We start from the raw sequence: 22,267 nt of genomic DNA, 5'->3' as shown, positions 1-22,267 counted from the left end.
CTTTCGCAGGTTTTAATCAAACATAAACAATACTAAAGGGTATTGTTTATTTGGTGTTAAATCGGGCAATCGTTTGATTTGGTAGTTATCATTTTTTTATCTAAAGCACTACAGGTAATCAAAACACTGCCATCATTTGTGCATATTCTTGCCATATAAGCTATATCTGAATCAACCAAAACCGCTGATTTGTATTGCGTTCCAGCTACAGCAACTTGAACAGAAAGAGCCTTTTGTTTGCACTCATCAAAACTCATAATGGTCGAAGGGGAAGAATTGTATTTTCGTGATTCACGCTCCCTATCTTCTGCTTTTATTCGCTCCTCCCTTAGCTTCTCCTGCTTTTCTCTTTCTTCACTATAGCTTTTCATCCTCTCCTCGCGCTCAATTAGTTCTTTACTTGCTGTTCCATTTTGTATAGCACGCTGCTCAGAAGATCTAATAACTATTGGTGCTATTAACATCATTATGAATGTAAAAATTACGAACCACTTTATTGAGATAGTTTTACCAAAAATTGAAGAGGATTTTATTTGCACTGGAGGAAGTAGAGCAATACCGCCGAGAATGTATAAAACCCCACCAATAAAACTACGACCAAATGCACCAAATCCTGCAAAAATAAATAACACCCCAAATATCCATAATGCAATATTCTTCTTATCCATTTTTATCTCACTTACCTTTCACATCAATTTTAAAAATTGCGCCGTTGCAAACTAAAACTGTATATACCTGCATATCAAACTCATAGATATATTCAGTTGCAGCACAGGAAAAACCACCATTTCGATAAACAAAATAATGCGGTCTCGGCTTGCCCATTTTCCGCAGTAATTCACTTTCACTATCACCAACACTTACAAGCTCATAAGCTGAGCGCATAGAGTTAGTGTCATACGCTAATGCGCTGAAAGATAATAAACCTGATAAAACCCCTAATATTAAGTATTTCATTTTTTCAACCAATTGTTATTTATCGCACATAATTTATCAAATGGATGAAATGAAGTCATTAAAAAACCCACCGAAGTGGGTTCTTTGTTTATTTACTTAATCTTTTGACTGCTGCTTGGATAATATCTGGAAGTACCTCTTTATTTGGTCCTTCTCGATCACCAACTATCTTTGCAATATTTCCATCATTCAAAATCCAAGAATCATTTGGGATGAATTGAATGTGCGGCTTATTGGTCAGGGTATCAATTGTTAAAAGCATTCGACTCATTGAAGCCATACGGCTAACAACCGCCCTTGTAATAGCTTCTTTGTCAAAGATTGGGAAATCAGGAATATTGCCTTTAAGACGTTTGATCTCATCCTGCAAACTCCAAATCCAGTCATGAATTCGATTTGTTGTGTCAGCAGCTAGCATTTCAAATGCTTTTAATTCAGGATCAATATATTCAACTTTTGGCAGATATTCGCCCATTAGCTTGTGAACATATTCTACAGCCACAGGCACAAGATCCATAGTTAGCTCGTCTACATGCTTGATTCCAAACTTCTGATGGACAAGTTTATAAGCATCAGAATATGTGAGTGATTTTGATTTAGCCACCAACATATTGACTGCATCTTTGAGTGGCACTCGATCTTCTTTGTTGGTGCGAGGATTAATTGCTTGGCCTTTTGTCCAGTAATCCCACAAAACATCATCACACTCATTTTGATACATGATGACTGAATCACGTGAAGCAGGATTAACTTTATTTGCACTAATCGACATTAACCATGCAAACAGTTTTCGTAGTGGCAGACAAACCATTTCCTGAAGATCGCCAAATGTAGGTATAACGATTTTCGTTATACCCCATCTTTCGGCATTGGCATTGAATTTTGCTAATTGCGACTGCCAAGCTAAACCCATACCTTCAACAATAGGTTTCATTGGAGTGTATGGTTGTCCGTTATGTTCCACAAGATACAGTTCGTTATTGTGGAATGGTACAGATATTTGTGTTAATGTATTCATACATCTTCATCCTTTTGGATGGCAACTTAACCTTGCATTGATTGGTAGTCGGGCAAGGTTTTTTTGTGCCTGTTAGATTCATGCTTTCGCACCTTGTGGTTTACTTAAAAACTCTTTTATTGCTTGATTGATTAAATAATTTAGCGATCTATCCTCCTCTTTGCCTTTTTGCTTTAAAGCTTCATGATCCTTGGCATCCAAGAACCGTAATTTATACTGTTGTCCTTTTTGGTTGTTACTCATACTTCCTCCATAACATCATTTAGGTACGTTTACATACTGTACCTCTTTTATGTCATTGTCAACATCAAAGAGGTACTTTATGATGAGTATGTTATTTTTGCGGTATATGGTTTATTTCAATGAGTGAGAATCAAAAAGAACCTCAATACAAGTTACGTTGGAATGAGAATTTACGTAACGATGTTATGAATGCAGCAAAAGAAAATAACAGATCAATAAACCAAGAAATTATTGTTCGTTTAGAGCAATCTTTTTCTCAAAATAAAAATGACTTTAAAGCTGGTTATTCAGCTTGTATGGCTCATATGGTTCTTGCAACATCAAAGGTTCTGTCTGAAAAAGGAATTCCATGGGAGGAGGTTCAAAAAACTCTTGTAGATGTAATTGAGGACTTTCAAAAAATTGCTTCTGAAAAAAAAAGTTCCAATTAATTCTCCCCACCTAACTGTTTTATATATTTTTCCCATCCCTGCTGCTTAGCATTTTTCGCAACTCGAGTAGCTATTGCATACGATTTGATTTGCTGTCTTTCCAATGATTGAGCTTCTTTCAAATAATGCAGAAATGCGCTGTATGTCATGTTCATGATGTCATCGTGTCTGTGGCCATTCTTGATCAAGTAAGCGAATGAATGAAACCATGTGACCTCTTTTGTATCTTTTTTTGTCCTATTCTGTCTTTTCTCTTTTTTGAAGAATGCTTCATTTACTTCAATAATCTTGAGCACGAGCTCGGCAATGGCCTTGGTTTGCGCCGTATTCTCGATAAACGTTTTGGGGTTAAGCGTTGTCACTATTGAAACCAACCCCATGATATTGAGCATCTGAGGCTCAATTAACGGCATGATTGTTTCTATTGAATAACTTTCTAAAGCATCTTTGATCTTAATTGCATAAATTGAAAATCGAGCTAAGTCTTTCACTTGGATCTGCTTCACTTCAATTTTCTGATCAATGAATGTGTGGGGCAATGATTCATTGTTTGCAATAAAAAAGTCATTCATAGAAAAAATCCTGAAAGGTACAGGCACAAAAAAAGACGCTTATGCGCCCCTGTGCCTGTAGTTGTTTGGTTTACGGCGATGCAGGAATATTCACAAAATGACCATATAAGCCGAGTTTTGAATCATTGGCTTTAGAAATATCAGAAAGTGCTTGGCCTTGGATCTGGTATTGCCCAAGCTCTTCATGAATAAGCGGGAAAGTCACCTCAGGTGATTTCTTAGTTCGCCAAAGCTTCATTGCCACTTTGTTGCCATTCGCCGTGTTCACCCCAGCAAAGTAAAGCAGATATTCCTGCTCTAAATCAGATGCGATTGTAGTTTGAGTTACGGCACCAGTTTTAAAATCCATCGTTAATGGCATTGTTAACCCAGCAACATCGGTGAACTTGATTGTTCCAAATACTGGATCAAGAACATACTTAGTGGATGCAACTTCAACTGGTGTTGCCGTTGAATCCTTTACCACCACATCTGACAAGTTGTATGCATCAAGCAAAATCATTTGATTGGCCACAACAGTACCTAATGATTTACCTATCACGGTTTCAGATGGGATTTCAAAGTTTTCACCAGAAAGAATGTATTTAATATTCTCTGCATTGGCTTCTTCAATGGTTCCTGAGAAAGTCACACCAGTCGTTTGAACCATGGTGAAATCGGTTGTTCGTTGCCCTGATGTACTTTCTTGATGCTCAAGAACATCAGCTGTAATTTCGACTTCAAATTCTGGCATATTGCCCAACTCTCGAAGTGCACCAACAACACCATTAACGATCGGGGCTAAATGGAACATACCCTGTAATGAAATATAGTCTTTAGCCATCTACTTTGGCCTCCGTTTTAGTAAGTTTTTTTGCTGTTTCGACCGGCTCAGGAACATGCTCTTTAATATTGCCCTTGCCTAAATGCTCCAGAATCTCTGAATCAGATAAGCCAGCAACAAAATCACCTGGTACAAATCGACCAATAGGCTTTACCGCTTCATATAGCTTGGACATAAGGACCTCAAAAGCTATTAATTAATTGACACTCGAACAAATACGGCAACCATAACTTGCCCGCTGCTGACATGTGCTGCACACCAGCATTTGCTCTCTTGAATTGTTTGAACCCTGCTGTTTGAGGGTTAAAACCTTGCATACGTTTTAAAATTTCGATGATCATCGGACTGGCTGCATTACGAATCAGCGTTGTATCTTCAAGCTGTGAACCTGCTTCCTCAACACACAAAACAACTAGCCATTGTTGGTACACAACACTTGCTGAACCGTTGCCTGCTGAATCTCCCACTCGATCATCCACATAGATGATGCTGATTGAGGGTGCAACCGCTGTAGACTCAAGCATGTCATCAACAGAAAAAGGCGTGTATACAGCTTGAATAGACTCAATGTCTTGCAGATGCGCTTTAATGATTGGCTCAAGCGCAAAATAATTACTTGGCATCTTTTAATAAATCCTCCAAATAGCTCTCAATCGTAGTCAACATATTCTGTGCATCATCTTCCGAGACACCAAAGATTGGACGCGCAGGAACTGTGATTGATTTGCGTTTTACCCAGCCACCAGTGGGAGTTTTAAAAACAAGATAAGGCTTATTCTTCGCTCTAATGGTTCCGCCATAGTGCATCAACTTTGCATATAGAACGTCAGTGAGAATTGAAACGCCATTTTTATTAAGTCGAGTACGGATCGAGTTCAATAATCGCCCTGTGTCCCTTAATGTTTGACCATTCTGAGCGATTGCTCTCCATGATTTTTGCCACGGTCTGCCGTCAGGTGCTACACCACGCTTAAAGCGGTCGTGAACACCCTCAAGTAGAATATCGCCCAACTCATCATAAAGCGCCTTATGGTCCCCTGCTTTCGCTTCTACTTTACGCAGCCAATCCCGAAGTTTTTCCTCGCCCTGAAAGTAAAATCCCTGTCTATCTGCCATGACCACCTCACTTGACGCTTGGCATCTTGTTTAAAACATCATCGCTAAAGACACCGCCACGATATGTAGTACCCATTGGCATGGCGGTAGGTGATTTAGCAGCAGGCTTAACTTCTTGAGTTGTTGGATTTTTAACAAGTAAAACGTTTGTGCCTTTTGATACGCCCTTTAGATAGCTCATCGCATCGTCATAACGTCTACGGACTTCTTCAGATGCTTTGCTTTTCCAAAGTAAATAGCGGGCAATATCACAGACAAAGATTTTTATATTGTCGGGCGGGTATTCAAGAGGAACGGCATACTTAGCACCAATCCAACCGTCAATAATTGAGCCTGCATCTGCTATTGCAGCTTCAACAGACTCACCCCCCGCCAAATAACGCTCTAACTGTGATACTTCGGTCAGGCTGTAACGCTTCACCATGTCATCACGTGTTGCGTACATGACAGCCACCTTATGTTGTTGATTTAACTTTTACCAATGCTTTTGGCTTCAATACAGTAGGCAATTGGTTTGCTTGAACATGCAAATCAAAACCGCGATCAAAGTCTTTAGTGCGCTGTTTAGCATAGTACGGCAATGCTGAAGTATTCACTGTTTCGTTGAAATCAGCAGGCGCTAATGCAGTGACAAACACGTCCTGAGTACCACGTGGATATGCTGAACCTGTTTTGTTCGCATAAATTGGCGTACCACCAACCGATTGACGATTCACAATGAACTTCAATCCGCCAAATTCAAAACCTGACGTGTTAGAACGCCCTAGCTTTTGTTCAGCAGCAGACCAACCCAAGAACACTTCACGGACGTTCTTATGAGCCACCAAAGCATCATAAAAAGCACGATCCACTTCAACTTCGATTGATGTGTAAATCTCTTGACCTAAAGCATCTTCGATATTGTCAATAACGTCTTGGCACTTAGCAGCAACGTTTGTTGTTGCTGTACCAAGATCAAAATCAACCTCGGTTTGTGCAACACCAAAGTCTGTGAAGTAATTAATAATCGTTGATCCATCAGCATCAACAATAATTCCTTGTTTTGCTTTTAAGCGACGAAACGCAAGTGTTGTATCAATCTTGTTTTTCATTGCTTGTAAACGGTCAAGAACTTTTCCGCTTACGGTTTCAGCAGCAGTGCTACCGAACGCACGCACGCCCATCACATCCGATGCTAAAACCACATCTTCAAGCGGCATGTGTGGAATTGTCCAAGACTTCGCAATGCGAGTACCTGAACTGTTTTTAGGTGCAACACCCCCCCAAGCGGTTGTTGGTACAAGAATATTGCTTTCTGTCATAAACTCAGCAGCAAAGCTGTTTGTTGTGCCAGGAATCGGGCGAAACAATTCAATGTCTGACGGATTACCGATTCGAGTCGGTAAATTTGTAATTGCTAAAGATAACTCTTCTGTACTAAATACTGATTGATCTAATTCCATGTTTTAGCCCCTTTAAGCTGCACGAACTGGTGTGATGTGTAAAGCTTTTAGGCTTGCTAAAGCTTCTGTTTTTTTGGTGTTGCTAAGCCCTGATTTATAAATCAATGAGCCATCTACAAATCGAGCGTCTCGCGCCATAACCACACCGTTTGCAGTTTGCCCTGCACCTGTCACAATACGCTCACCAATAAAGATTCCAGCTGCAACCTCATCAGTTGCGCCACCAAAGATTTGAACCTGATTGTTAGCGTTATATGAAATGACTGTGCCATTTGATAAATCTTGACTTGCTGCAATTACTGCATTTTCACGACTTGGACGATGATTGCCTTCCAATTCCCAAGCAATTACATCACTTACTGCTGAGTGATTATCTGTTACTGTTTGAACCATTTCTGCTTCCCCTTATTTGCGTTGTTTTGCTTGATCTACGAGAGAACCAGCACCAAAAGTTTGTTTTTCATTTCCATCAGATTTCGCTTGATGAGTGAATAGATTGCTTGGGCTGTTATTTGCAGGACTGTTTTTCCCTGAAAACTGGCGCAATTGTTTAACTGTGAATGAAAAACTTGCATCATCCATTGCTGTATATGCCGTTTTATCTTCAGCGCTGAATTGAGTTTTCAATTCTTTTTCTAGTGCTGAAATATCATCATTGCGCTTATCAGCCTTAAACTGCTTTAGTTCATTTAAAGCATTGTCACGCTCGGTTTCCGCCTGTTGCAAAGCGGCTTTTGCTTGTTCTAGTTCGGTCACGTCTGTGTCCTCTTGTGGATTGTTTGGATTGTGACTTGCTGCCACTGCCATTGTGTTTTCATCTGCACCCAAGGCACAAAACGAAACTTCTCTGATACGACCACCACGGAACACTGTGATTGGTCCATGTAATAACTTGCCGTTTACTGTGACGGTGTTGCCTGCCTGAATCTCATCAATGCTTGATGGTTCAATGCGTACTGACATTTGCCACGGAAAGCCGTCATCTGAATCACTTGCTACCTGTGCGCCAAACTCATTACTAAGTAAGATTCCGCTAACAGTTAGACCTGATTCATAGCTGATTGCATGGCTCTCAATTGCGCCTGCACGCTGATAAGACGAATGTTCAAGTAGTGCAGGAATACGACCTTTAATCTGCATTGAATCAAGATCAAAAATGACTTGCTTCCAGTACCAGTGGTCGGTAATCACTTCGCCGCTGTATGCAACACCTGAGAACGTCCGCTTTTTCTTGCCATCTTCCTGAGCATCTACATTTAGCTGCCCAAGTTGAAAGCAATATTGATTTTGCTTTTCTTCGGTTTTTGGCATATTTCACCCATAAAAAAACGACCTTAAAGGTCGCTGTATCTGTTGAAAGGTTTAGTAAAGACTAAATACTGTCTGATTCGCTACGAAATAGCGCGTAGCTTGCTCTTTAGTTCGTTTCAGTATGAGTTGCTCATCCGTATTACTAACGACCTCTAAATTCAAATCAGGAGCCAATAGTGAGCCATTCATGCCGCTAATCTTGCTCAAGTCTAGCGCCACACCCTTTGCATCAAGAATGACGATCTGTTTGCCAACCTTTTGCGCTTGTTTGAACAATGTTGGCGTTTGAATACCAATTACACTCCCCACGGTTAGATTCAAATCATCTAAGCCGCGAATTGAATTACCCGTGAGCTTGCTTGCCGTATTCTTTGCTAATGTGAACAGCCGATTAAAAGCACCTATAACTTTGTCCCAAATGCTTTTGCCCGCTGTTCCATCCTGATCTTTTTGAAGTTCAGCTTGCTTCAGAATTGTCGTCAAAGCATTTTCTTTTTCATCAGCTAAATCTAAAGTGATACGCAAGTCACTCGGTCTGATATTCTGATCCAATCGAACTGCTTTATCGACCATTCCATCAATAATTACTTGCTTCTCATCTGTTAAATCTGAAAGGCTTGTCTTGATAATCTGGTCGGCTTCAGTATCAACTACTGTTTTTTTGCGCAGATCAATGACTTCTGTTTTAGCTTCAGGCGTAATCGTTTTACTTGCTTCTTTCGACTTAAGTATCTCGTTTGGCTGCTTATCATAGTTAGACGGCTGAAAAGCCCAACCAGCGTCAGGCTCAATATTTGGCAAATCCTCATTGGATGTTATTCCTTTTCGGATCGCTTGCTTTTCAGTGATTGCATTAATCGTGCATCGACACCGATACCCATTTGGCGGATACCATTTCTGCCAAAATGGGTCGTCAATGTGTCGAATAACACCATCCAGTGCTAAATGGCTTGGACGAGTTCTTTTGTCGTTGATTGCAAAATATTCAAGATAAGGGCGTTTATCTTTATTCTGTTGCTGATGTAACCACCTACCATGAGCATAAGCATTTTGAATATTGGTTCTAAACACATTGTCTAAATGCGCTTCTGACAACTCAATACCGCTTTCCTCAACCAGTTTTTGAAAGTCTCTAAAAGTACCGCCACTCTCCAAAACCTTATAAGCTGAATCCAATACAGATTGAATCTGATCAAGACCCGCCAAATAGCTCACAGTAGAAGCATATTGGCGTGAATTTAAATCAAGTGCATAGTAGTCGGCAGGCAGTAAAACACCTCTTGATCGAGCAAATGCAATAGCTTGTAAGAGCGTCATATTGTCCATTTAACGCCCCTCTTTTGAATGCATATATCCCAAAACATCAGCAGCGAACAAAGCCCGATCTAACACTTCATTAAACTGTGATTTATCAGCAGTCTTAGCGATGGCAAATAGACTCGTTTGCAATTCTTCAATGCTTTCACTATTCAGAATCAAATCTTTCAGGTCGCTATTTGATAATATCTTGAAGTTTTGATCCGCCAGTTCATCAAGCTCTTGTTGCTCTTGTGTAAGACCCTTAACACTTGCAGCAAAACTGAAAGGCTTGCTTGGAATTGCTTTAAATTGCGGTTGTGGTGTCTGACTTGGTAAAGGCTCTGCCAAATCACCATCTTGCAATCCATACTCACGGATAAAATATTGATTGGTAAATACTGCACCTGCATCTTTGAGCTTAACATCACGCTCAGCTTGATCTTTATTCAGCTGCTTAGACTTTTCACCCAAGATAATTTCATGCTCGCCCCAACTATTTAAGGCACAAAGCGCATCAACAATAGCCTGAAATGTGGGTGTGACTAATCGAATATCCGCATTGAGTTTATCTTTACGCACATTTTCATGCACTTCACCCAGTGCACGACTCCCTGTGCCATCGGTTCCACTTGTCAGTGTTTGGCCTAGAATCACTTTCTGGATCTGGCGAATTAATACATTATTGAAAGTCTCAAACGATGCACCTGCGGTCCCATTTGAACCTGCAGTTAAAACTTGCACATCATCATCTGCATCGATCGACATCACACTTTGAGCATGTGCATTAAGCAATGCCTGATTCATATCATTTGTTTCTGAGTTTTTGCATTTACCCAATAGAATTGGTGTACCAAAACGCTCTAAGAACTTCGCCCAGAACTTGAAGCCATTCTTACGAAAGAAATCCAACCAATACACAACGGTAAGTAATGCTTTGCCATAAGGCTGCTTATAGGTTGCTTTTCGCTGTGTCAAAAAGAATTTAAATATCTGGTCAACTTCCGATTCTTTACCTGATCCATCCTGACGATAGATCAAACGGCCATCATTTTTAGGCTCAAACCATTCCATTGGCTTTTCACCGATCCAGTTTAAACCTATTTGTCCGTCATCAGTCTGATCATAGACAGCTTCCAAAACGGAATAGCCGAATAGCAAAGCGTTAATTGAACCTGTTGCAATCTCTGCAAACCATTTCTTAATCTCTTGCATTAATAAAATGGCTTCTGGTGTATCACTTGGCTCGATACGAAATGGAGTTGCAAGCAATGCATCAATACGTGTCTCAACTGCTTGCCCAATTTCATCATCATCAAGAAGAATGGCTAAACGATGGCGTTGAATCCCTGCTTTGCGTAAAGTCTCATCTAAATCAAGTTGTTTGCTTAATTTATAAAATTGACTGACCGCTTCTTGAGAATATAAAGACCCATTAGACAAAGCCTTTTTAGAAGCTTTGTCTTCTTTCTTAGACTTTGCCATTTTTTTACCTATTAAAATGTTCGACTTCCCGCAGTTGCAGGTTTCTTAGCTTGACGAGATTCATTCAAATCATTGAATGCATCACTACATCCATCGACCTGATCATCATGTTTTGCGTTTGGAAAGTTTCTTAATTCTTCAATCAGTGCCTTATTCCATTCACCTCGAAGCATTTTCACATTTCCGACGTTTACTTGTGCTGCAAAAGGTTGTGCCCTTGTGATTTTGTCACCTGAGACAGGTTCAGCTTTAACCTTAAAACCTGATAATTTTGCAACAAAGTTTTTTGCTTGTGATTTACCAGCCTGCCCAGGATCTTGTGGCAATCGTATGTAAACGCCTTTGCCATCCATCTGCGCCGTTTGAGTAATAGTGTTTTCCACGCCATCAGGACCCCAACGACCTCGTACCATATCAATGATGTAAATTGTGTTATCTGGTGCTTTGGCCAATTTAGGACCCGCCGTATAATCACCTTCATTCTCTGTTGCAGCCAAATCCCAAGCTCGACACTCTTTGATGATATCCGTTGGAATTGCATCAACAATCTCGATTCTATCCGGCTTAAAAAATCCACCTGCAGGCGGTGCAGGACGTTGCAGATATTGACCAGAAAAGACATACGGCGAAGTCTCTTCCATAACTCTTAATCGTTGAATGGTATGCTTTGCAGGCCATAATGCTGTGCCATCATCTTGAATTGCTGCAAGACACAAATGCTCCCATTCTTCACCATTTCCGCCGTCTAATAGCCATCCTGCTAGATCTTCTTCATGCAACCTTTGCATAATGACAATGATCGGCGTATCAGGTGAATTGGTACGGGACTCAAGCGTATTTTGGAACCAATCAATCACCCCATCACGGATAGTTTTTGATTTAGCTTCACTTGCCTTGTGTGGATCATCAATAATAATTGCCCCACCAAAGCTATCTCGGATCTTGCCGGCACCGAAACCTGTAATTGTCCCTCCTGTACCTTGTGCATAACATACACCACCTGCTTTGGTGCGCCAGTCATCCTTTGCCTTGCTATCATCACGAAGCACAAAGTCAGGAAATACATTCTTAAATGCCATTTCCTGCACTAAATTTCGTGTTTGAAAAGCATTGTTAGCAGCTAAGGTTGCCGAATAACTAATGTGGATGAACTCGCTATCTGGCACTTTTCCGAAGCACCAAGCCATAAAATTGATCACGGCAAGCTCTGTTTTAGAGTAACGCGGCGGGATGTTAATGATTAAGCGCTTTGTTTCGCCGTTAAACACTCTCATCAGCGCATCACATACAACACGATGGTGCCAGTTATGAAGCCATTTATATTTACGGCGCTGCTTAAACATATACCTTGAAAAGAAATAGAGATCTTCTTGAGCTTCGATTTGGATTGCTAACTTGTAATCAGCTTCAGTAATCATCTAATGCCTTTTTCCTTGCCTCTAGATAGCTATTCACATTTGTATTTGAATTAACTGTTTCTACAGGTCCACCGTTTGCTCCAGTAACCTCTTGACGATTGGTAAACAACCCACCCATCTCTTTTGCGGCTTGTTCTGCCCATTTGGGAATCAATACGGGGTTATCAGGGTATTTCTCTACGAGCTGTTGTAATAGCTGCAGACGGTAACGTTTGTTAGCAATTGGAATCGCTTCGAGTTCTTGGTTTGCAATACGGCGATATTCAAAAAATTTGTCTCTAAGCTCTTGGCCTAAGTCCTGCCCCATTCTTTTTGTGGGGTCATATAACTCACACTGCTGTGGGCTGACTTCAACATTAAAAACATCTTTAACTGATTTGGACGTACTTGTCGGGGTTTCAAACTCAGCAAGCATCCTCACGATGAACAGTTTCACCTTTTTTGTAATACGTGCCATTTCGACCATTCCATCAAGGTACATCAAGGTAGAATGGCAAAAAAAATTTAAACCACTCTTAGAAAGCAAGTTCCACAGGCATGATAGATATCAGCCTTCGCCACAGTTGGCCGTTGATTTGCAGCATTCACCATTTCCTGAACCTCCTTATTTGCTCCATAACGGCGAACAACGCCTGTAAACTCCTCCACATCATGCCCTTGTATCGTCAACTTCGGCTTACCCGTTTCACGGTTATAGGATGGGATGCCCCATTCATCTTTCTTATGCGCGATGTGATAAAGCTCATGTTCGATCAGGGCGCAAAAATCAACATCATTTGCCTGTTGAGCGTATGTAGCATCTATTGTTATTAGATAATCTGGCAGATCACTGAACCATTGATAAAACTGTTCTTCCTGGCGTTCCTTCTTCCATCCACTTGCATTGATCATGATCTTCTCAGCCGTCCCCGCAACATTTCTACCCTGCTTTTTATATCCAGCTCTTGCCCACATAACTGCAATCTGTGGATAGCGGAATAAACCTAAATGGCTGTGATCTGGATTAAACAACTGGCTTTCTGGATTTAAAAAATTGGCTTTAATCCATCCCCATAGTTCTGGTGCAGGCACAAAGTCTGGTGTATCCATCAAAAAAATATGTTCGGGAGGATATGGCCTTGCCTTAACCACGAAACCAATTTCATTTTTCATAGTCAAACTCGGATATCACGGCGACCTTTCAGCCAGGCTAATTTTTCAATAGCCAAAAAAAATCGCTCATCTAAGTGGGCGATCTGTTCGGCTGTCAGGCCTTTAGTTGTGCAACTACCTACATGCTTTAATTCTTGCTCGGTTTCCCGAATCTCTTTCTCAATATTTCGATCCATGGCTTCTCCAAACAAAAATAAAAAAACCCACCAAATTGGCGGGCTTCTTTTTTTAAATAGTAATTAGGAAAGGTAAGTATATTTTTGGGCTAGATGTTTATTTGCAATTACTGTTGTCTCAGCATACGGCAACTCCGCACAAAGCCAAAAATAATAAGTATTTTCACCAACAATGTATGTCTGACGATTATAAGTTGATGCTTTGCTAGGATCGATTTCACTTGCTCGGAAATATGTATCTTCACGATTAGCAACTACTTCACCATCCAAATCACCACCAATACAAATAAGCATCTTAACAATCCATAAAATTATGAATCTCAGCTTAACACATAAAGTAAAAAGCCCCGCAATAACTAGTATGTTAGCGGGGCTTTCATGTGCCGAAATACGCTCGGCTAGTTGACTCGCATTGCGCTAATGCGAGTGAGGGTTTAGTTTAAAAACTTAGGAATATCGTCTAGGGAAAAGCTCTGATCAATATGCTTATGTACTAACTTAAGAAGTTCGTCAATAATTCGCTGATTATTTTCTAACTGAGTGTTGCTATCTTTCATTTGCTTAACAGCATCAACCGCAACAAAAGTTAATTTCTCGTTTTCTTCTTCTAGGTCTAAATAATCTATATATAGAGACTTATATAATTCCTCTAACTCTTCCCTAGAAAGATCTTTAAGACTTGGTAACTTTGCCATAATTGTTATTCCTGTGTTTTTCCACAAGATAGCATAATGATATGACAGAAATAAAAAGCCAAACATAAAACAGCCCAGCTATCCAAAATGAACAACTGGGCTGAGTGGTACCGTAGTTTAAGGCTGACTGATGTGTTAAGGGGTCGCCAATCCGCAAGTAAATACTCACCTCTTTAGGTGGTCAATCCAAGGGTAGTGTTTTATCTATCAAAACTCCGCACCCCTCTCTCACCCCATTGACCAGATAAGATGCCTATTAACTTAAAGATCCCTAATAGGTAGGACCAGAAACGTAAAAAGCCCGCATAAGCGAGCTTTGGAAACCTTAGAGGGCATCTAATTAATAAAACGCCCATTATAGAAACACTTATACTGAACCGTTCTGTTTATGTCAAGTCACTGCAATATAATTGGTTTGCTCTAAAGTAATGTCATAATCACTTTCTTCATAGTGAAATGATCGCTTTAATTGATCTCGTATTATGTGCTCCCAAATTGTGATTTGGGATTCAGCAATAAGTTCAAATCGCTCATAACGTTCCGAATATCCCGATTTAGAAACATCCAACTTAGCAATCGTTATTTTTTCAAAAAGTGTGTAAGGTCTCTTTCCAGTCGCATTACATTTATTGCATGGTTTCGCACCGCATGGATATCCTTTTGAATCGTATATTTCTAACTTGCCTAGTCCTTGACACCCACCACACATACTTTTAACAAATAAATGACCACGTAAAACGACCTCTGCGATACCTTTGGCCACATTGGTTAAATCACCTTGGCAATTATTCGGTTTAAAATTCTTCTTAATCATTTCCTTGTGAATCTTACCAGCAAGTAAATTTCGGACACGGAAAAAATCTGCAGAGTTAATATTTCCTTTCTTAATTTCCACTGTGCCTGGTATCTCATCAATACGTTTTTTTACTTCAACGCCGTTTATGATATTTGTTTCATAAATCTTTTTAGCTTCTGTAACTATTGCAATCCTCTCAAAATCAACACGTTCAATAAGTAGTTCAGCCCACAACTTTGCACCAGGTGATAATAATGCCATTTCGCCTAAAACAATACTTTTAGTGATCTTTCCCTTACCCTCACTTTGAGCAATAGCTAGTCGCAATAATTCTAAAAAATCAAACTTTTCAATCAACATACTTTGCGCTCCTATTACTTAAAAAACTTGCATGTGTGCTGAGTTCCATTAACCCAATACACATCCTGACCTTTACATACTTGAACCGTATTCCATGTATTAATCGCCACTGCAAAAATGACAAATACAATGAATGCAATAATTAACAACCAATCGTTATTTTTCTGTCTCATTTCAACCGTCCATAAACAAGCATTGCTGCATCACGGCTGTGCTCGCTTGTTCTACCAACCCAGCCAGTTATTCGATTGAAGTATTCACTCTTTGTTTTTGTCATGTTTGCTGCTGGGTGAACCAATTCATATTTAATGTTTTGCTCTATACAGAATTGCTCCCATATACTGCAGTCACGTTTAACAGATCCGACACCCTCACGTACACCAGCGCCCGACTTAGCTTGTCGCGCATCTGTCGATCCGAACCATGTGCGCAAACGTGCATCTTCAATACGGACGATTAAATCAGGATGCTGACCATGTAGCTCTTTGACTTCTTCCATGGCCTTGGTGATGGTTAAAGTCTCAACACGATTCAAAACCCCTTTTTCTGCTACTGCAAAACCTGTCTTAACGCCACAATCGATACCAACTCTGATCATTTCCCTTCTCCAAAAATTAAATCGAATTCTTCAAGCGCTTGTTTCAGCTCAACATGGTTAAATTTTCTTAATTTCAATAAAGATTCATATTCAAATCTGGATTTTGCTGGTCCACCTATTCGTTCAATGAGCTGGAGACGTGCAACTAAACCTCTAAGTTCAGGAAGATTGACTGGATCAAAACAACGTTTTTTAAAATATTCACCATCGTTATCAGTTAAATTCCAAATTGGATGAAAGCCATTGTGAAACTGAAATTCGGGCTTAGTACGGAAATAATAGCCATCCTGAAAGCTTTCAGCGTTACTTGGGGCAGCTTCAACAATCTCCCTCGCCTTTTCAACACCGTGGTCTTTTATGAATTGGATCGCGTTCATTGGCTTTGCTCCTCACGTCTTACCTGATTAATTGCGTCATGTTTCGTCATGGCTATCTCCTAATCAGTGATTTCGACTTGGTAGTTGATCAAGGCTTGATAAACCTTACTATCTAATTGATCTTTAAATAGATCAGCCAATCTTTTAATTTGATTTTCTTTCTCTTTCTTGTAGAACAGAAAGGCTTTCACCTCAGTATCAAAATAAGCAGTGATGTTCTTTCGATTTTCTCTACGCAATTGAGCTTGGAACTTACCTTTCACTGCACTAACACCTATACAAAGATTTCCTCTTGCTCTATCACTCTTTAAAATCACATTGTTAATTGCAGGCGGTACAAAACAGGTAGTTTCCTTTGAGTAGTGCTTTCTCCCTTTAAACAAAATATCCTTATCTAACTGCCACCCTTCGGTAAGGCATTTATCAAAGTTAGGCATTTGTCTAATGTCGTTCGCAAAAGCTGATAAGGTCAGCCATTCTTCTGAGCAGGTCACACCCTTATAAGAGGGTTGGCGGTTTTGAAAGCACTCTGAATAGCAACGCTCTAAAACACCGCGCCATAAGTAATATTCTTTTATGATTTTCCCATCTTGCCGAACTGGAATATCCCAATCATTGATACCTACGCCATAGATCAATTTCTTTTCGTATCTCATACCAACTCTCCCAATTCTTTCTGCGCATAGATGATTTTGTTATAAACATCCATCGTGAACTTCTGCTTGCCACGTCTAATCAATGACAGAGTTGAGCCACCACAATCAGCTACTCTCGAAATCTTTGACAATGAATAACCGCAATTGTTCAGCCAGCTAATAATTCCAATTTCCTGCGCTCTTGTTGGGTACACACGTTTTTTGGTTAATCTTGCATGTGAAACTTTCTTGTCATAAGTGATGTCTTGAGGAATCGTTCTTTCCTGAATCAAAGGTCTCAACTCTTCAATGAGTGGATGCTCTAACCCATTCTCTAATGCGTACTTCACTTCCTTAGCAGTACAAACCTCATAGCTTGGTCTATTCTTCTGTTCAGCTAATTTGTGAAGTGCTTGCTTCACTTGAGTGATTGTTGGGATTTGGTTCATACCGCTTCTCCAAATAGCTTCTTAGTCTTATCGCTAGCTCTGTACAAAGCGCAATTGTTATAAACTTTGCATTCAAGCCATCCACTTTCATGAAGTTGGCGAGCTGTTCTCTGAGCTGATCGTAATGTTTGGTTGGTAAGTTTTTTTATTTCTTCGGTGTTTAACGCTTTATTTGATTTTGAGAATTGCTCAAGCAAGCGCATAGTTCTGTTGAATATTTCAATGTTTTTACTCACGCTGCACCTCCCACTTCATCTCTAATGCTTGCGAAGCGACAAATGTCTAAGCGATCTAAAACACGCACTACACCGCGCTTGCCATGACGGTTTTTCGCAACAATGATTTCTGTAATTCCGCTTGGTAGCTCATCATCTGAATTGAGAATTGGATGAGCCAAAATGATTTGATCTGCATCTTGCTCGATCTGCCCTGATTCTTTGAGGTCAGAAGCTTTAGGGCGTTTACCCTTCTCTGATTCACGGTTTAACTGAGCTAATGCAATCACTGGGCAATTAAACTCTTTAGCCAATGCTTTTAAGTCACGGCTAATTGAGCTGACTTCTTGATAGCGGTCTTTCTTGCTTGGATCGCGTACTAACTGCAAGTAATCAACAACAATGCAGCCAAGGCGCTTATATTTGCGTTTTGCTTTACGCGCATAAGAATGGATTTCGGCAATCGTTGGTTTTTGCTTGTCCTCAATGTGAATCTGCAATCTCTTGAATTTCTCTTGAGCGTAAACAAATTCTTGAAGCATCCCATCATAAAGCTCAGCATTATGAATGTTGTCGTAAGGGATTTGCGCTAATGCTGAGATACAACGGTTTGTGAATGTCTCTACATCCATTTCAGCCGAAATTACCAATACCGCTTCATCAAACCGCAAAGCCGTTTGTGTTGTCAGCATTTGAGCTAAAGTAGATTTACCAGAACCTGGTCTACCACCAACTACACAAAAATGACCTTTCTGAATTGTTCCTACCAAGTTATCCAAGTGCTTGAGATTAAATTGCACACCAGTGAATTTATTGGCTGCTTTCGCTTCTGCTTTCTGAATTAATCGATCTGATGCACGAACTAATGCTTCTTCAAACGTAAAACTTGATTTCTCAACATCGGTGTTTGTTTTCTTGCCGTCAAGAATCGCTTCGGCTGCAATGTGAATATCTGGAATGGTTAGGTCTTGTGAGATTTGAGCAATACTCTCACCCATTTTCTCAACTTCACGATGTGCTTTGAGCTTCGACAGTTCAGCGGTGTATGACTCAAGGTTGTAAAAGCTCGAAGGTGCTTCGCTGCTCATTTGAAGCAAGTATTCAGAGCCACCCATCAAGTGAATTACATTTTTTTGTTTAAGCTGTTGCTCAACCATTACGAAATCATAAGGTTTGTTTTCATTCGCTAATTCTGCAATTGCTTTGAAAATTTGCTTGTGACGCTCTGGGAAGAAGCAATCTTCATCAAGATCATTGCTCACCACATCAAAAGAGTTCGCAACTGTCATGAGTGCTGTAAGTACAGCTTGTTCCATCGGGATATTATGGATATGACTCATTACCAATCCCCCATGTCAGCTTGATAGTTTTGAGGATTGATTGTTTGAGTGTTGTTTTGTTCTGCTTGCTTGAAAAGTTTTTCAGCAAGTTTGAAATCACGTTTTACCCACTTCACGAAGTTTGAATACATCTGAGTGGTAGTCACAGCACCAGTGTGAATTTTGCTTTCGTAGTGAGGATTGATTTCAAGAAGTAATTCTTCAACTTGAGCTTGATTGATTTTTGGTAAGCCTGATCTTTGCATCCAAGAATTGAGTTGATGTAAATCAGGTTGCCAAATTTTTAAAACTTCATCGACTTGGTTTTGTTGAGCGTCACTCTCTCTATAAATATTTCTATAAGTATTATCTATTGTGTCTTTACTAGGTAAAGTGCTCGTACTTTCCTTAGTAAAGTGGTCGTGCTTTACTAGGTAAAGTGCTGTACTAGGTGAAGTACTTTCCTTAGTAAAGTGGTCAGACAGCGAAACTTCGTTAATTTTGTACTGATTTCCTAATTTCGGATGTGTAGAAATAACACTGATAACACCTAATGAAATTAATTCCTCAAGCCCTTTACTAACGGTTTTTGAGCTTGATTTTCTAGCTTTAGGATTGTCTTTGTGGCGCTTCTCTTCCTGAAGCTGTGAGTAGCTAACATAGTCAGATTCTTTATTAAACCCGTTGATATAGCCCTCAAGCATGAAATAGACATGTCGAGCTGCATCAGATAAGAATGGATATACATCACGTCTGTACTGCCAACTTGAGCGGACATGACCTTCCTCAAACTTATCTGTCATATTGCTCTTACCTTTTGAGATTGGGATGATCTCAGCTTGTTTTAATGCATTCATCAAACACCCCACGCATAACTAGCCAGCTCAGCCTTAGCTTTTGCCAAAGCAACTGAATTTTCGAGTGTCCGATCAAGCGTGTAAGCCTCAACCGCTTTCTGAAACAAACTAATCTTTCGATTTAGTTCAATGTCTGCTAATATTTGATAGTTCACTTGGTTTACTCCTGATTGAATGCGAAGCCTGATCTTGTACATCAGGCTTTTTTATTGCCTTCGTTCCGTACGGAATGTTTGTCTTGTTCATACAAATCAAAGCGTTCTCTAGGTATTCCTGATACCTGTGACATAAGATTCTTGTCATCTTCACAACGCTTCATATCTAATATGGCTAACCATCTTAAATACTGGCTGTTTGACCAACCTCGTTCGTATGCCTCTCTGGCAATATGCTCCGCTACACGTTCAGACAAGTGTGCTGGCATACATACCGTTTTCTTTGCACTTGGCTTGCGCTTAGTCATGTTGTCTCCTAATAAAAAATCACGCATTCGGTTTCTTAATTGCATGAGGGATATGTGGGTTAAGGATTAATAAGCCTCTTGCTGATATCTCTGGCACATATTCCCCCCATTGGCTAATGGCGGATCTTGATACACCAAGTGATCTAGCAAGGTTTGCCGCATCTTTATAAGCAGTTATGGCATCAACTGTTTTAATAATTACTTCCATATCTAAAACTCAAATGAAAAATGTTAATCACAGTTAACCATACTTTATTTTAATTATCAAGCTCACTTAACTATTTTATAGTTAAGCTAGCTTTACATTGTTAGGTGGTATAAACATGGGAACTCTTCAGGATCGATTTAAAACAGCTATAAGGCACTACGAAGAAAGCACTGGGAAAAAGTTCGTAAAAGCTCGATTGGCTGAATATTGCGGTGTAAGTAGACCAGCTGTTTCTGGATGGATAGATGACAATGTACAAACTCTAGAACAAGAGCATGCAGAAAAAGCAGCTAGATTTTTAGGAGTTAATCACCGCTGGTTAAATGGATTAAGTCAATTAATGCTTGATGATGGCGCGGTTGATAAGAAAGATGATTCGCTAGGTAGTAAATACATGCCTGTGATTGCATGGGAGGCTCCTGAAGATTTAGACCCTAATGCTTATGTCATCATTCCTCATGTCGATGTGAAATTTTCCGCAGGTGATGGCCGTATTGTTGAATATGATCCAGTTCAAAATAGCAAATGTACCGCTCAAACATGGCAATGGATTCAAAAAAAGAAAGTTTCACCTAAACATTTAATTACTGTTGATATTGATGGCGACAGCATGGAACCAAAAATTCCAAATGGAAGTGTTGTTACTTTAGATAAATCTATTAACACTCTAGACCAAGTACAAAGTGGTAAAGTTTATGCAATTCGATATGGTAATGAGCTAAAAATCAAGCGCTTATCAAAAAGATTTGATGGAGCATTAATTATTGATAGTGACAACCCTGATTATAACCGTGAAATAGTTGAAGTGGATCAGCTGGAACATATAAGCATTATCGGAAAATACGTATCTCATAGTTATGATGGTGAGATTTGAGGAAATGTAATGATCGCAACACTTAATAAATCTAAAACTGCGCTAACGATCAATCGCCAAGAGTTCAAATTGGCATTAGGTAAAATTGGCGATGGTATTGATAAGCAGATAGCATCACTAAAGAAGGCCAAGCAAAGCTATGATGCTGCGGAAATAGCACGCGAGATCATAGTTGAGGCAAATATCTTTGAGGCTATCATTGAAGGATTTAATGAGGCAGAAGAAACCAATCTAAAACTTACTGACATAACCAATCTTGATGTAGCGCAAGGATGGATAGATGAATTTTTGGAAAAATATTCAAACGTTTGACATGTGTATTGAATAATAAAACTGTGAACCTGACAGAGTTTAAGAGGGAATTATGTTCGAAAAAATAAAAAAATGGTGGAACGGTGAGTGGGTAAGTTATGAGTTTGGTATTGGGCTTGATCGACATTGGACCTCTAAGGTTGCGCACTCAATCGTCAGGTATTTTATTAAACATCAAATCTGGATCATCCCTACAGTCATTACCGTGATAGCTTCTGTGGTTTTGGCAAGACCTTGGAAATGGTAATTATCTGAACCAAGGCCACCATGGGAAACCATATATTTGTTTTTTATCTTTTGTTAGGGTCTGTCTTTTTCGTAGCTGCCTTACTAGCTCCTTTCTCTCTTCAACATGCTTTTTTACTCTTTGCCTTGCTCTAGATAAACATTTCTTTTTAAACCATGTTGAATCCTCAAAAGCAGATAGTAAAAAATGAGATATGAAAAACGTGTTTAAAATAATAGATATAAAAATCATTGTTTGATTCATAACAAACTCCAACCAACCCACCCAGTGTGGGTTTTCTTTTGTCTATTAAATAACAAACTTTATTTTAGTTAAATATATTTTACATTTTATTTGTTAATCTTGCTTTACATGTGAACAATTGTTAAGTATGCTTTATTCAACCCTTACAAAAAAGCCCTTCACGACTCGACATCCAAAGG

General features: G+C 39.7%; 38 protein-coding genes. 4 read left to right on the top strand and 34 right to left on the bottom strand.

The genetic code is table 11. The features are described from left to right. Positions 1 to 56: 56 nt before the first annotated feature. The 4 genes from WA352_RS16680 to WA352_RS16665 all read right to left on the bottom strand — a co-directional run bounded on the left by WA352_RS16680 (position 57) and on the right by WA352_RS16665 (position 2,218). Positions 57 to 668 (bottom strand): hypothetical protein, encoded by a 612-nt coding sequence (locus tag WA352_RS16680; protein ID WP_336143345.1) that lies wholly within the window; start codon positions 666 to 668, stop codon positions 57 to 59. Positions 669 to 675: 7 nt separating this feature from the next. Beyond that, entirely contained in the window at positions 676 to 957 is a 282-nt protein-coding gene (locus tag WA352_RS16675) for a hypothetical protein (RefSeq protein WP_336143343.1), read from the bottom strand. An 88-nt stretch (positions 958 to 1,045) separates the two neighbouring features. Then, on the bottom strand, positions 1,046 to 1,975 hold the full coding sequence (locus WA352_RS16670; RefSeq protein ID WP_336143341.1) for a phage antirepressor N-terminal domain-containing protein: 930 nt from the start codon (positions 1,973 to 1,975) through the stop codon (positions 1,046 to 1,048). A 78-nt stretch (positions 1,976 to 2,053) separates the two neighbouring features. After that, positions 2,054 to 2,218, bottom strand: coding sequence for a hypothetical protein (locus tag WA352_RS16665; RefSeq protein ID WP_336143339.1), 165 nt, complete (start codon positions 2,216 to 2,218; stop codon positions 2,054 to 2,056). A gap of 119 nt (positions 2,219 to 2,337) precedes the next feature. On the opposite strand from WA352_RS16665, the gene WA352_RS16660 reads away from it, so the two are divergent. Beyond that, a complete protein-coding gene (locus WA352_RS16660) occupies positions 2,338 to 2,649 on the top strand; it encodes an Arc family DNA-binding protein (RefSeq protein WP_336143337.1) in 312 nt (103 codons plus the stop codon). Here the strand turns inward: WA352_RS16660 and WA352_RS16655 are convergent. The 29 genes from WA352_RS16655 to WA352_RS16515 all read right to left on the bottom strand — a co-directional run bounded on the left by WA352_RS16655 (position 2,646) and on the right by WA352_RS16515 (position 20,412). Further along, positions 2,646 to 3,221, bottom strand: coding sequence for a hypothetical protein (locus WA352_RS16655; protein WP_336143335.1), 576 nt, complete (start codon positions 3,219 to 3,221; stop codon positions 2,646 to 2,648). The genes WA352_RS16660 and WA352_RS16655 overlap by 4 nt on opposite strands. A gap of 70 nt (positions 3,222 to 3,291) precedes the next feature. Next, positions 3,292 to 4,044, bottom strand: a complete 753-nt coding sequence (locus tag WA352_RS16650; RefSeq protein ID WP_005321342.1) for a hypothetical protein — start codon at positions 4,042 to 4,044, stop codon at positions 3,292 to 3,294. Then, complete coding sequence (locus WA352_RS16645) at positions 4,037 to 4,219, bottom strand: hypothetical protein (protein WP_005321340.1); 183 nt, start codon at positions 4,217 to 4,219, stop codon at positions 4,037 to 4,039. Before WA352_RS16645 ends, WA352_RS16650 begins: the two co-directional genes overlap by 8 nt. Positions 4,220 to 4,226: 7 nt before the next feature. Next, positions 4,227 to 4,667 (bottom strand): phage tail terminator protein, encoded by a 441-nt coding sequence (locus WA352_RS16640; RefSeq protein WP_336143332.1) that lies wholly within the window; start codon positions 4,665 to 4,667, stop codon positions 4,227 to 4,229. After that, entirely contained in the window at positions 4,657 to 5,160 is a 504-nt protein-coding gene (locus tag WA352_RS16635; protein ID WP_033134163.1) for a phage virion morphogenesis protein, read from the bottom strand. Before WA352_RS16635 ends, WA352_RS16640 begins: the two co-directional genes overlap by 11 nt. Positions 5,161 to 5,167: 7 nt before the next feature. Further along, complete coding sequence (locus tag WA352_RS16630) at positions 5,168 to 5,605, bottom strand: gp436 family protein (protein ID WP_033134162.1); 438 nt, start codon at positions 5,603 to 5,605, stop codon at positions 5,168 to 5,170. Positions 5,606 to 5,615: 10 nt separating this feature from the next. Next, complete coding sequence (locus tag WA352_RS16625; RefSeq protein WP_291347500.1) at positions 5,616 to 6,602, bottom strand: major capsid protein; 987 nt, start codon at positions 6,600 to 6,602, stop codon at positions 5,616 to 5,618. 12 nt (positions 6,603 to 6,614) lie between these two features. After that, on the bottom strand, positions 6,615 to 6,995 hold the full coding sequence (locus tag WA352_RS16620; protein ID WP_033134160.1) for a head decoration protein: 381 nt from the start codon (positions 6,993 to 6,995) through the stop codon (positions 6,615 to 6,617). 12 nt (positions 6,996 to 7,007) lie between these two features. Then, positions 7,008 to 7,913: a hypothetical protein gene (locus tag WA352_RS16615; protein WP_033134159.1), complete on the bottom strand. Its 906-nt coding sequence runs from the start codon at positions 7,911 to 7,913 to the stop codon at positions 7,008 to 7,010. Positions 7,914 to 7,964: 51 nt separating this feature from the next. After that, positions 7,965 to 9,239 carry a phage head morphogenesis protein gene (locus tag WA352_RS16610; RefSeq protein ID WP_291347502.1) on the bottom strand — a complete coding sequence of 425 codons (1,275 nt, stop codon included), beginning with the start codon at positions 9,237 to 9,239 and terminating at the stop codon, positions 7,965 to 7,967. Then, positions 9,240 to 10,694: a phage portal protein family protein gene (locus tag WA352_RS16605; protein ID WP_336143328.1), complete on the bottom strand. Its 1,455-nt coding sequence runs from the start codon at positions 10,692 to 10,694 to the stop codon at positions 9,240 to 9,242. 11 nt (positions 10,695 to 10,705) lie between these two features. Next, positions 10,706 to 12,112 carry a phage terminase large subunit gene (gene terL / locus WA352_RS16600; protein WP_336143326.1) on the bottom strand — a complete coding sequence of 469 codons (1,407 nt, stop codon included), beginning with the start codon at positions 12,110 to 12,112 and terminating at the stop codon, positions 10,706 to 10,708. Further along, the gene (locus WA352_RS16595) at positions 12,102 to 12,569 is read right to left on the bottom strand and encodes a DUF2280 domain-containing protein (RefSeq protein WP_336143325.1); all 468 of its coding nucleotides are present in this window, start codon (positions 12,567 to 12,569) and stop codon (positions 12,102 to 12,104) included. The genes terL and WA352_RS16595 overlap by 11 nt, the downstream gene beginning before the upstream one ends. A 47-nt stretch (positions 12,570 to 12,616) precedes the next feature. Further along, positions 12,617 to 13,264, bottom strand: a complete 648-nt coding sequence (locus tag WA352_RS16590; protein ID WP_336143324.1) for a putative metallopeptidase — start codon at positions 13,262 to 13,264, stop codon at positions 12,617 to 12,619. 2 nt (positions 13,265 to 13,266) lie between these two features. Beyond that, positions 13,267 to 13,440, bottom strand: coding sequence for an ABC transporter ATP-binding protein (locus WA352_RS16585; RefSeq protein WP_336143320.1), 174 nt, complete (start codon positions 13,438 to 13,440; stop codon positions 13,267 to 13,269). 63 nt (positions 13,441 to 13,503) lie between these two features. Further along, the gene (locus tag WA352_RS16580; RefSeq protein WP_336143318.1) at positions 13,504 to 13,734 is read right to left on the bottom strand and encodes a hypothetical protein; all 231 of its coding nucleotides are present in this window, start codon (positions 13,732 to 13,734) and stop codon (positions 13,504 to 13,506) included. Between the two features lie 140 nt (positions 13,735 to 13,874). Beyond that, positions 13,875 to 14,135, bottom strand: coding sequence for a hypothetical protein (locus tag WA352_RS16575; protein WP_005144933.1), 261 nt, complete (start codon positions 14,133 to 14,135; stop codon positions 13,875 to 13,877). A 391-nt stretch (positions 14,136 to 14,526) separates the two neighbouring features. After that, positions 14,527 to 15,291, bottom strand: coding sequence for a hypothetical protein (locus WA352_RS16570; protein WP_241333921.1), 765 nt, complete (start codon positions 15,289 to 15,291; stop codon positions 14,527 to 14,529). Between the two features lie 14 nt (positions 15,292 to 15,305). Beyond that, on the bottom strand, positions 15,306 to 15,464 hold the full coding sequence (locus WA352_RS16565) for a hypothetical protein (RefSeq protein WP_005144923.1): 159 nt from the start codon (positions 15,462 to 15,464) through the stop codon (positions 15,306 to 15,308). Then, positions 15,461 to 15,889: a hypothetical protein gene (locus tag WA352_RS16560; RefSeq protein ID WP_336143315.1), complete on the bottom strand. Its 429-nt coding sequence runs from the start codon at positions 15,887 to 15,889 to the stop codon at positions 15,461 to 15,463. Before WA352_RS16560 ends, WA352_RS16565 begins: the two co-directional genes overlap by 4 nt. After that, on the bottom strand, positions 15,886 to 16,266 hold the full coding sequence (locus WA352_RS16555) for a hypothetical protein (RefSeq protein ID WP_336143314.1): 381 nt from the start codon (positions 16,264 to 16,266) through the stop codon (positions 15,886 to 15,888). Before WA352_RS16555 ends, WA352_RS16560 begins: the two co-directional genes overlap by 4 nt. A gap of 59 nt (positions 16,267 to 16,325) precedes the next feature. Further along, positions 16,326 to 16,922 (bottom strand): hypothetical protein, encoded by a 597-nt coding sequence (locus WA352_RS16550; protein ID WP_050511481.1) that lies wholly within the window; start codon positions 16,920 to 16,922, stop codon positions 16,326 to 16,328. Further along, entirely contained in the window at positions 16,919 to 17,350 is a 432-nt protein-coding gene (locus WA352_RS16545; RefSeq protein ID WP_033134150.1) for a hypothetical protein, read from the bottom strand. Before WA352_RS16545 ends, WA352_RS16550 begins: the two co-directional genes overlap by 4 nt. After that, complete coding sequence (locus tag WA352_RS16540) at positions 17,347 to 17,586, bottom strand: hypothetical protein (RefSeq protein WP_033134149.1); 240 nt, start codon at positions 17,584 to 17,586, stop codon at positions 17,347 to 17,349. Before WA352_RS16540 ends, WA352_RS16545 begins: the two co-directional genes overlap by 4 nt. After that, positions 17,583 to 18,905: a replicative DNA helicase gene (locus WA352_RS16535; protein ID WP_336143308.1), complete on the bottom strand. Its 1,323-nt coding sequence runs from the start codon at positions 18,903 to 18,905 to the stop codon at positions 17,583 to 17,585. Before WA352_RS16535 ends, WA352_RS16540 begins: the two co-directional genes overlap by 4 nt. After that, a complete protein-coding gene (locus WA352_RS16530) occupies positions 18,905 to 19,741 on the bottom strand; it encodes a hypothetical protein (protein ID WP_336143306.1) in 837 nt (278 codons plus the stop codon). Before WA352_RS16530 ends, WA352_RS16535 begins: the two co-directional genes overlap by 1 nt. Then, positions 19,741 to 19,896, bottom strand: coding sequence for a hypothetical protein (locus tag WA352_RS16525; protein ID WP_171503525.1), 156 nt, complete (start codon positions 19,894 to 19,896; stop codon positions 19,741 to 19,743). The genes WA352_RS16530 and WA352_RS16525 overlap by 1 nt, the downstream gene beginning before the upstream one ends. A gap of 41 nt (positions 19,897 to 19,937) precedes the next feature. Further along, on the bottom strand, positions 19,938 to 20,204 hold the full coding sequence (locus WA352_RS16520) for a hypothetical protein (RefSeq protein WP_159725044.1): 267 nt from the start codon (positions 20,202 to 20,204) through the stop codon (positions 19,938 to 19,940). Between the two features lie 19 nt (positions 20,205 to 20,223). Continuing rightward, positions 20,224 to 20,412 carry a Cro/CI family transcriptional regulator gene (locus WA352_RS16515; RefSeq protein WP_159725045.1) on the bottom strand — a complete coding sequence of 63 codons (189 nt, stop codon included), beginning with the start codon at positions 20,410 to 20,412 and terminating at the stop codon, positions 20,224 to 20,226. A gap of 115 nt (positions 20,413 to 20,527) precedes the next feature. Here WA352_RS16515 and WA352_RS16510 point away from each other — a divergent pair, with 115 nt between their 5' ends. From WA352_RS16510 to WA352_RS16500, 3 genes are read left to right on the top strand one after another with little or no spacing between them, the layout of a single operon-like run. Continuing rightward, positions 20,528 to 21,286, top strand: coding sequence for a LexA family transcriptional regulator (locus WA352_RS16510; protein WP_336143303.1), 759 nt, complete (start codon positions 20,528 to 20,530; stop codon positions 21,284 to 21,286). A 9-nt stretch (positions 21,287 to 21,295) separates the two neighbouring features. Beyond that, entirely contained in the window at positions 21,296 to 21,598 is a 303-nt protein-coding gene (locus WA352_RS16505) for a hypothetical protein (protein WP_336143301.1), read from the top strand. Positions 21,599 to 21,650: 52 nt separating this feature from the next. Next, positions 21,651 to 21,845: a hypothetical protein gene (locus tag WA352_RS16500; RefSeq protein WP_096910987.1), complete on the top strand. Its 195-nt coding sequence runs from the start codon at positions 21,651 to 21,653 to the stop codon at positions 21,843 to 21,845. Here WA352_RS16500 and WA352_RS16495 read toward each other — a convergent pair whose 3' ends face one another. Continuing rightward, positions 21,846 to 22,088 carry a hypothetical protein gene (locus WA352_RS16495; RefSeq protein WP_096910986.1) on the bottom strand — a complete coding sequence of 81 codons (243 nt, stop codon included), beginning with the start codon at positions 22,086 to 22,088 and terminating at the stop codon, positions 21,846 to 21,848. Between the last annotated feature and the right edge of the window lie 179 nt (positions 22,089 to 22,267).

Source organism: Acinetobacter sp. 102, assembly GCF_037028485.1.
Lineage (GTDB): Bacteria > Pseudomonadota > Gammaproteobacteria > Pseudomonadales > Moraxellaceae > Acinetobacter > Acinetobacter higginsii.
Note: the sequence above shows the minus strand (reverse complement) of the source record. Positions and strands in the feature narration are given on the sequence as shown.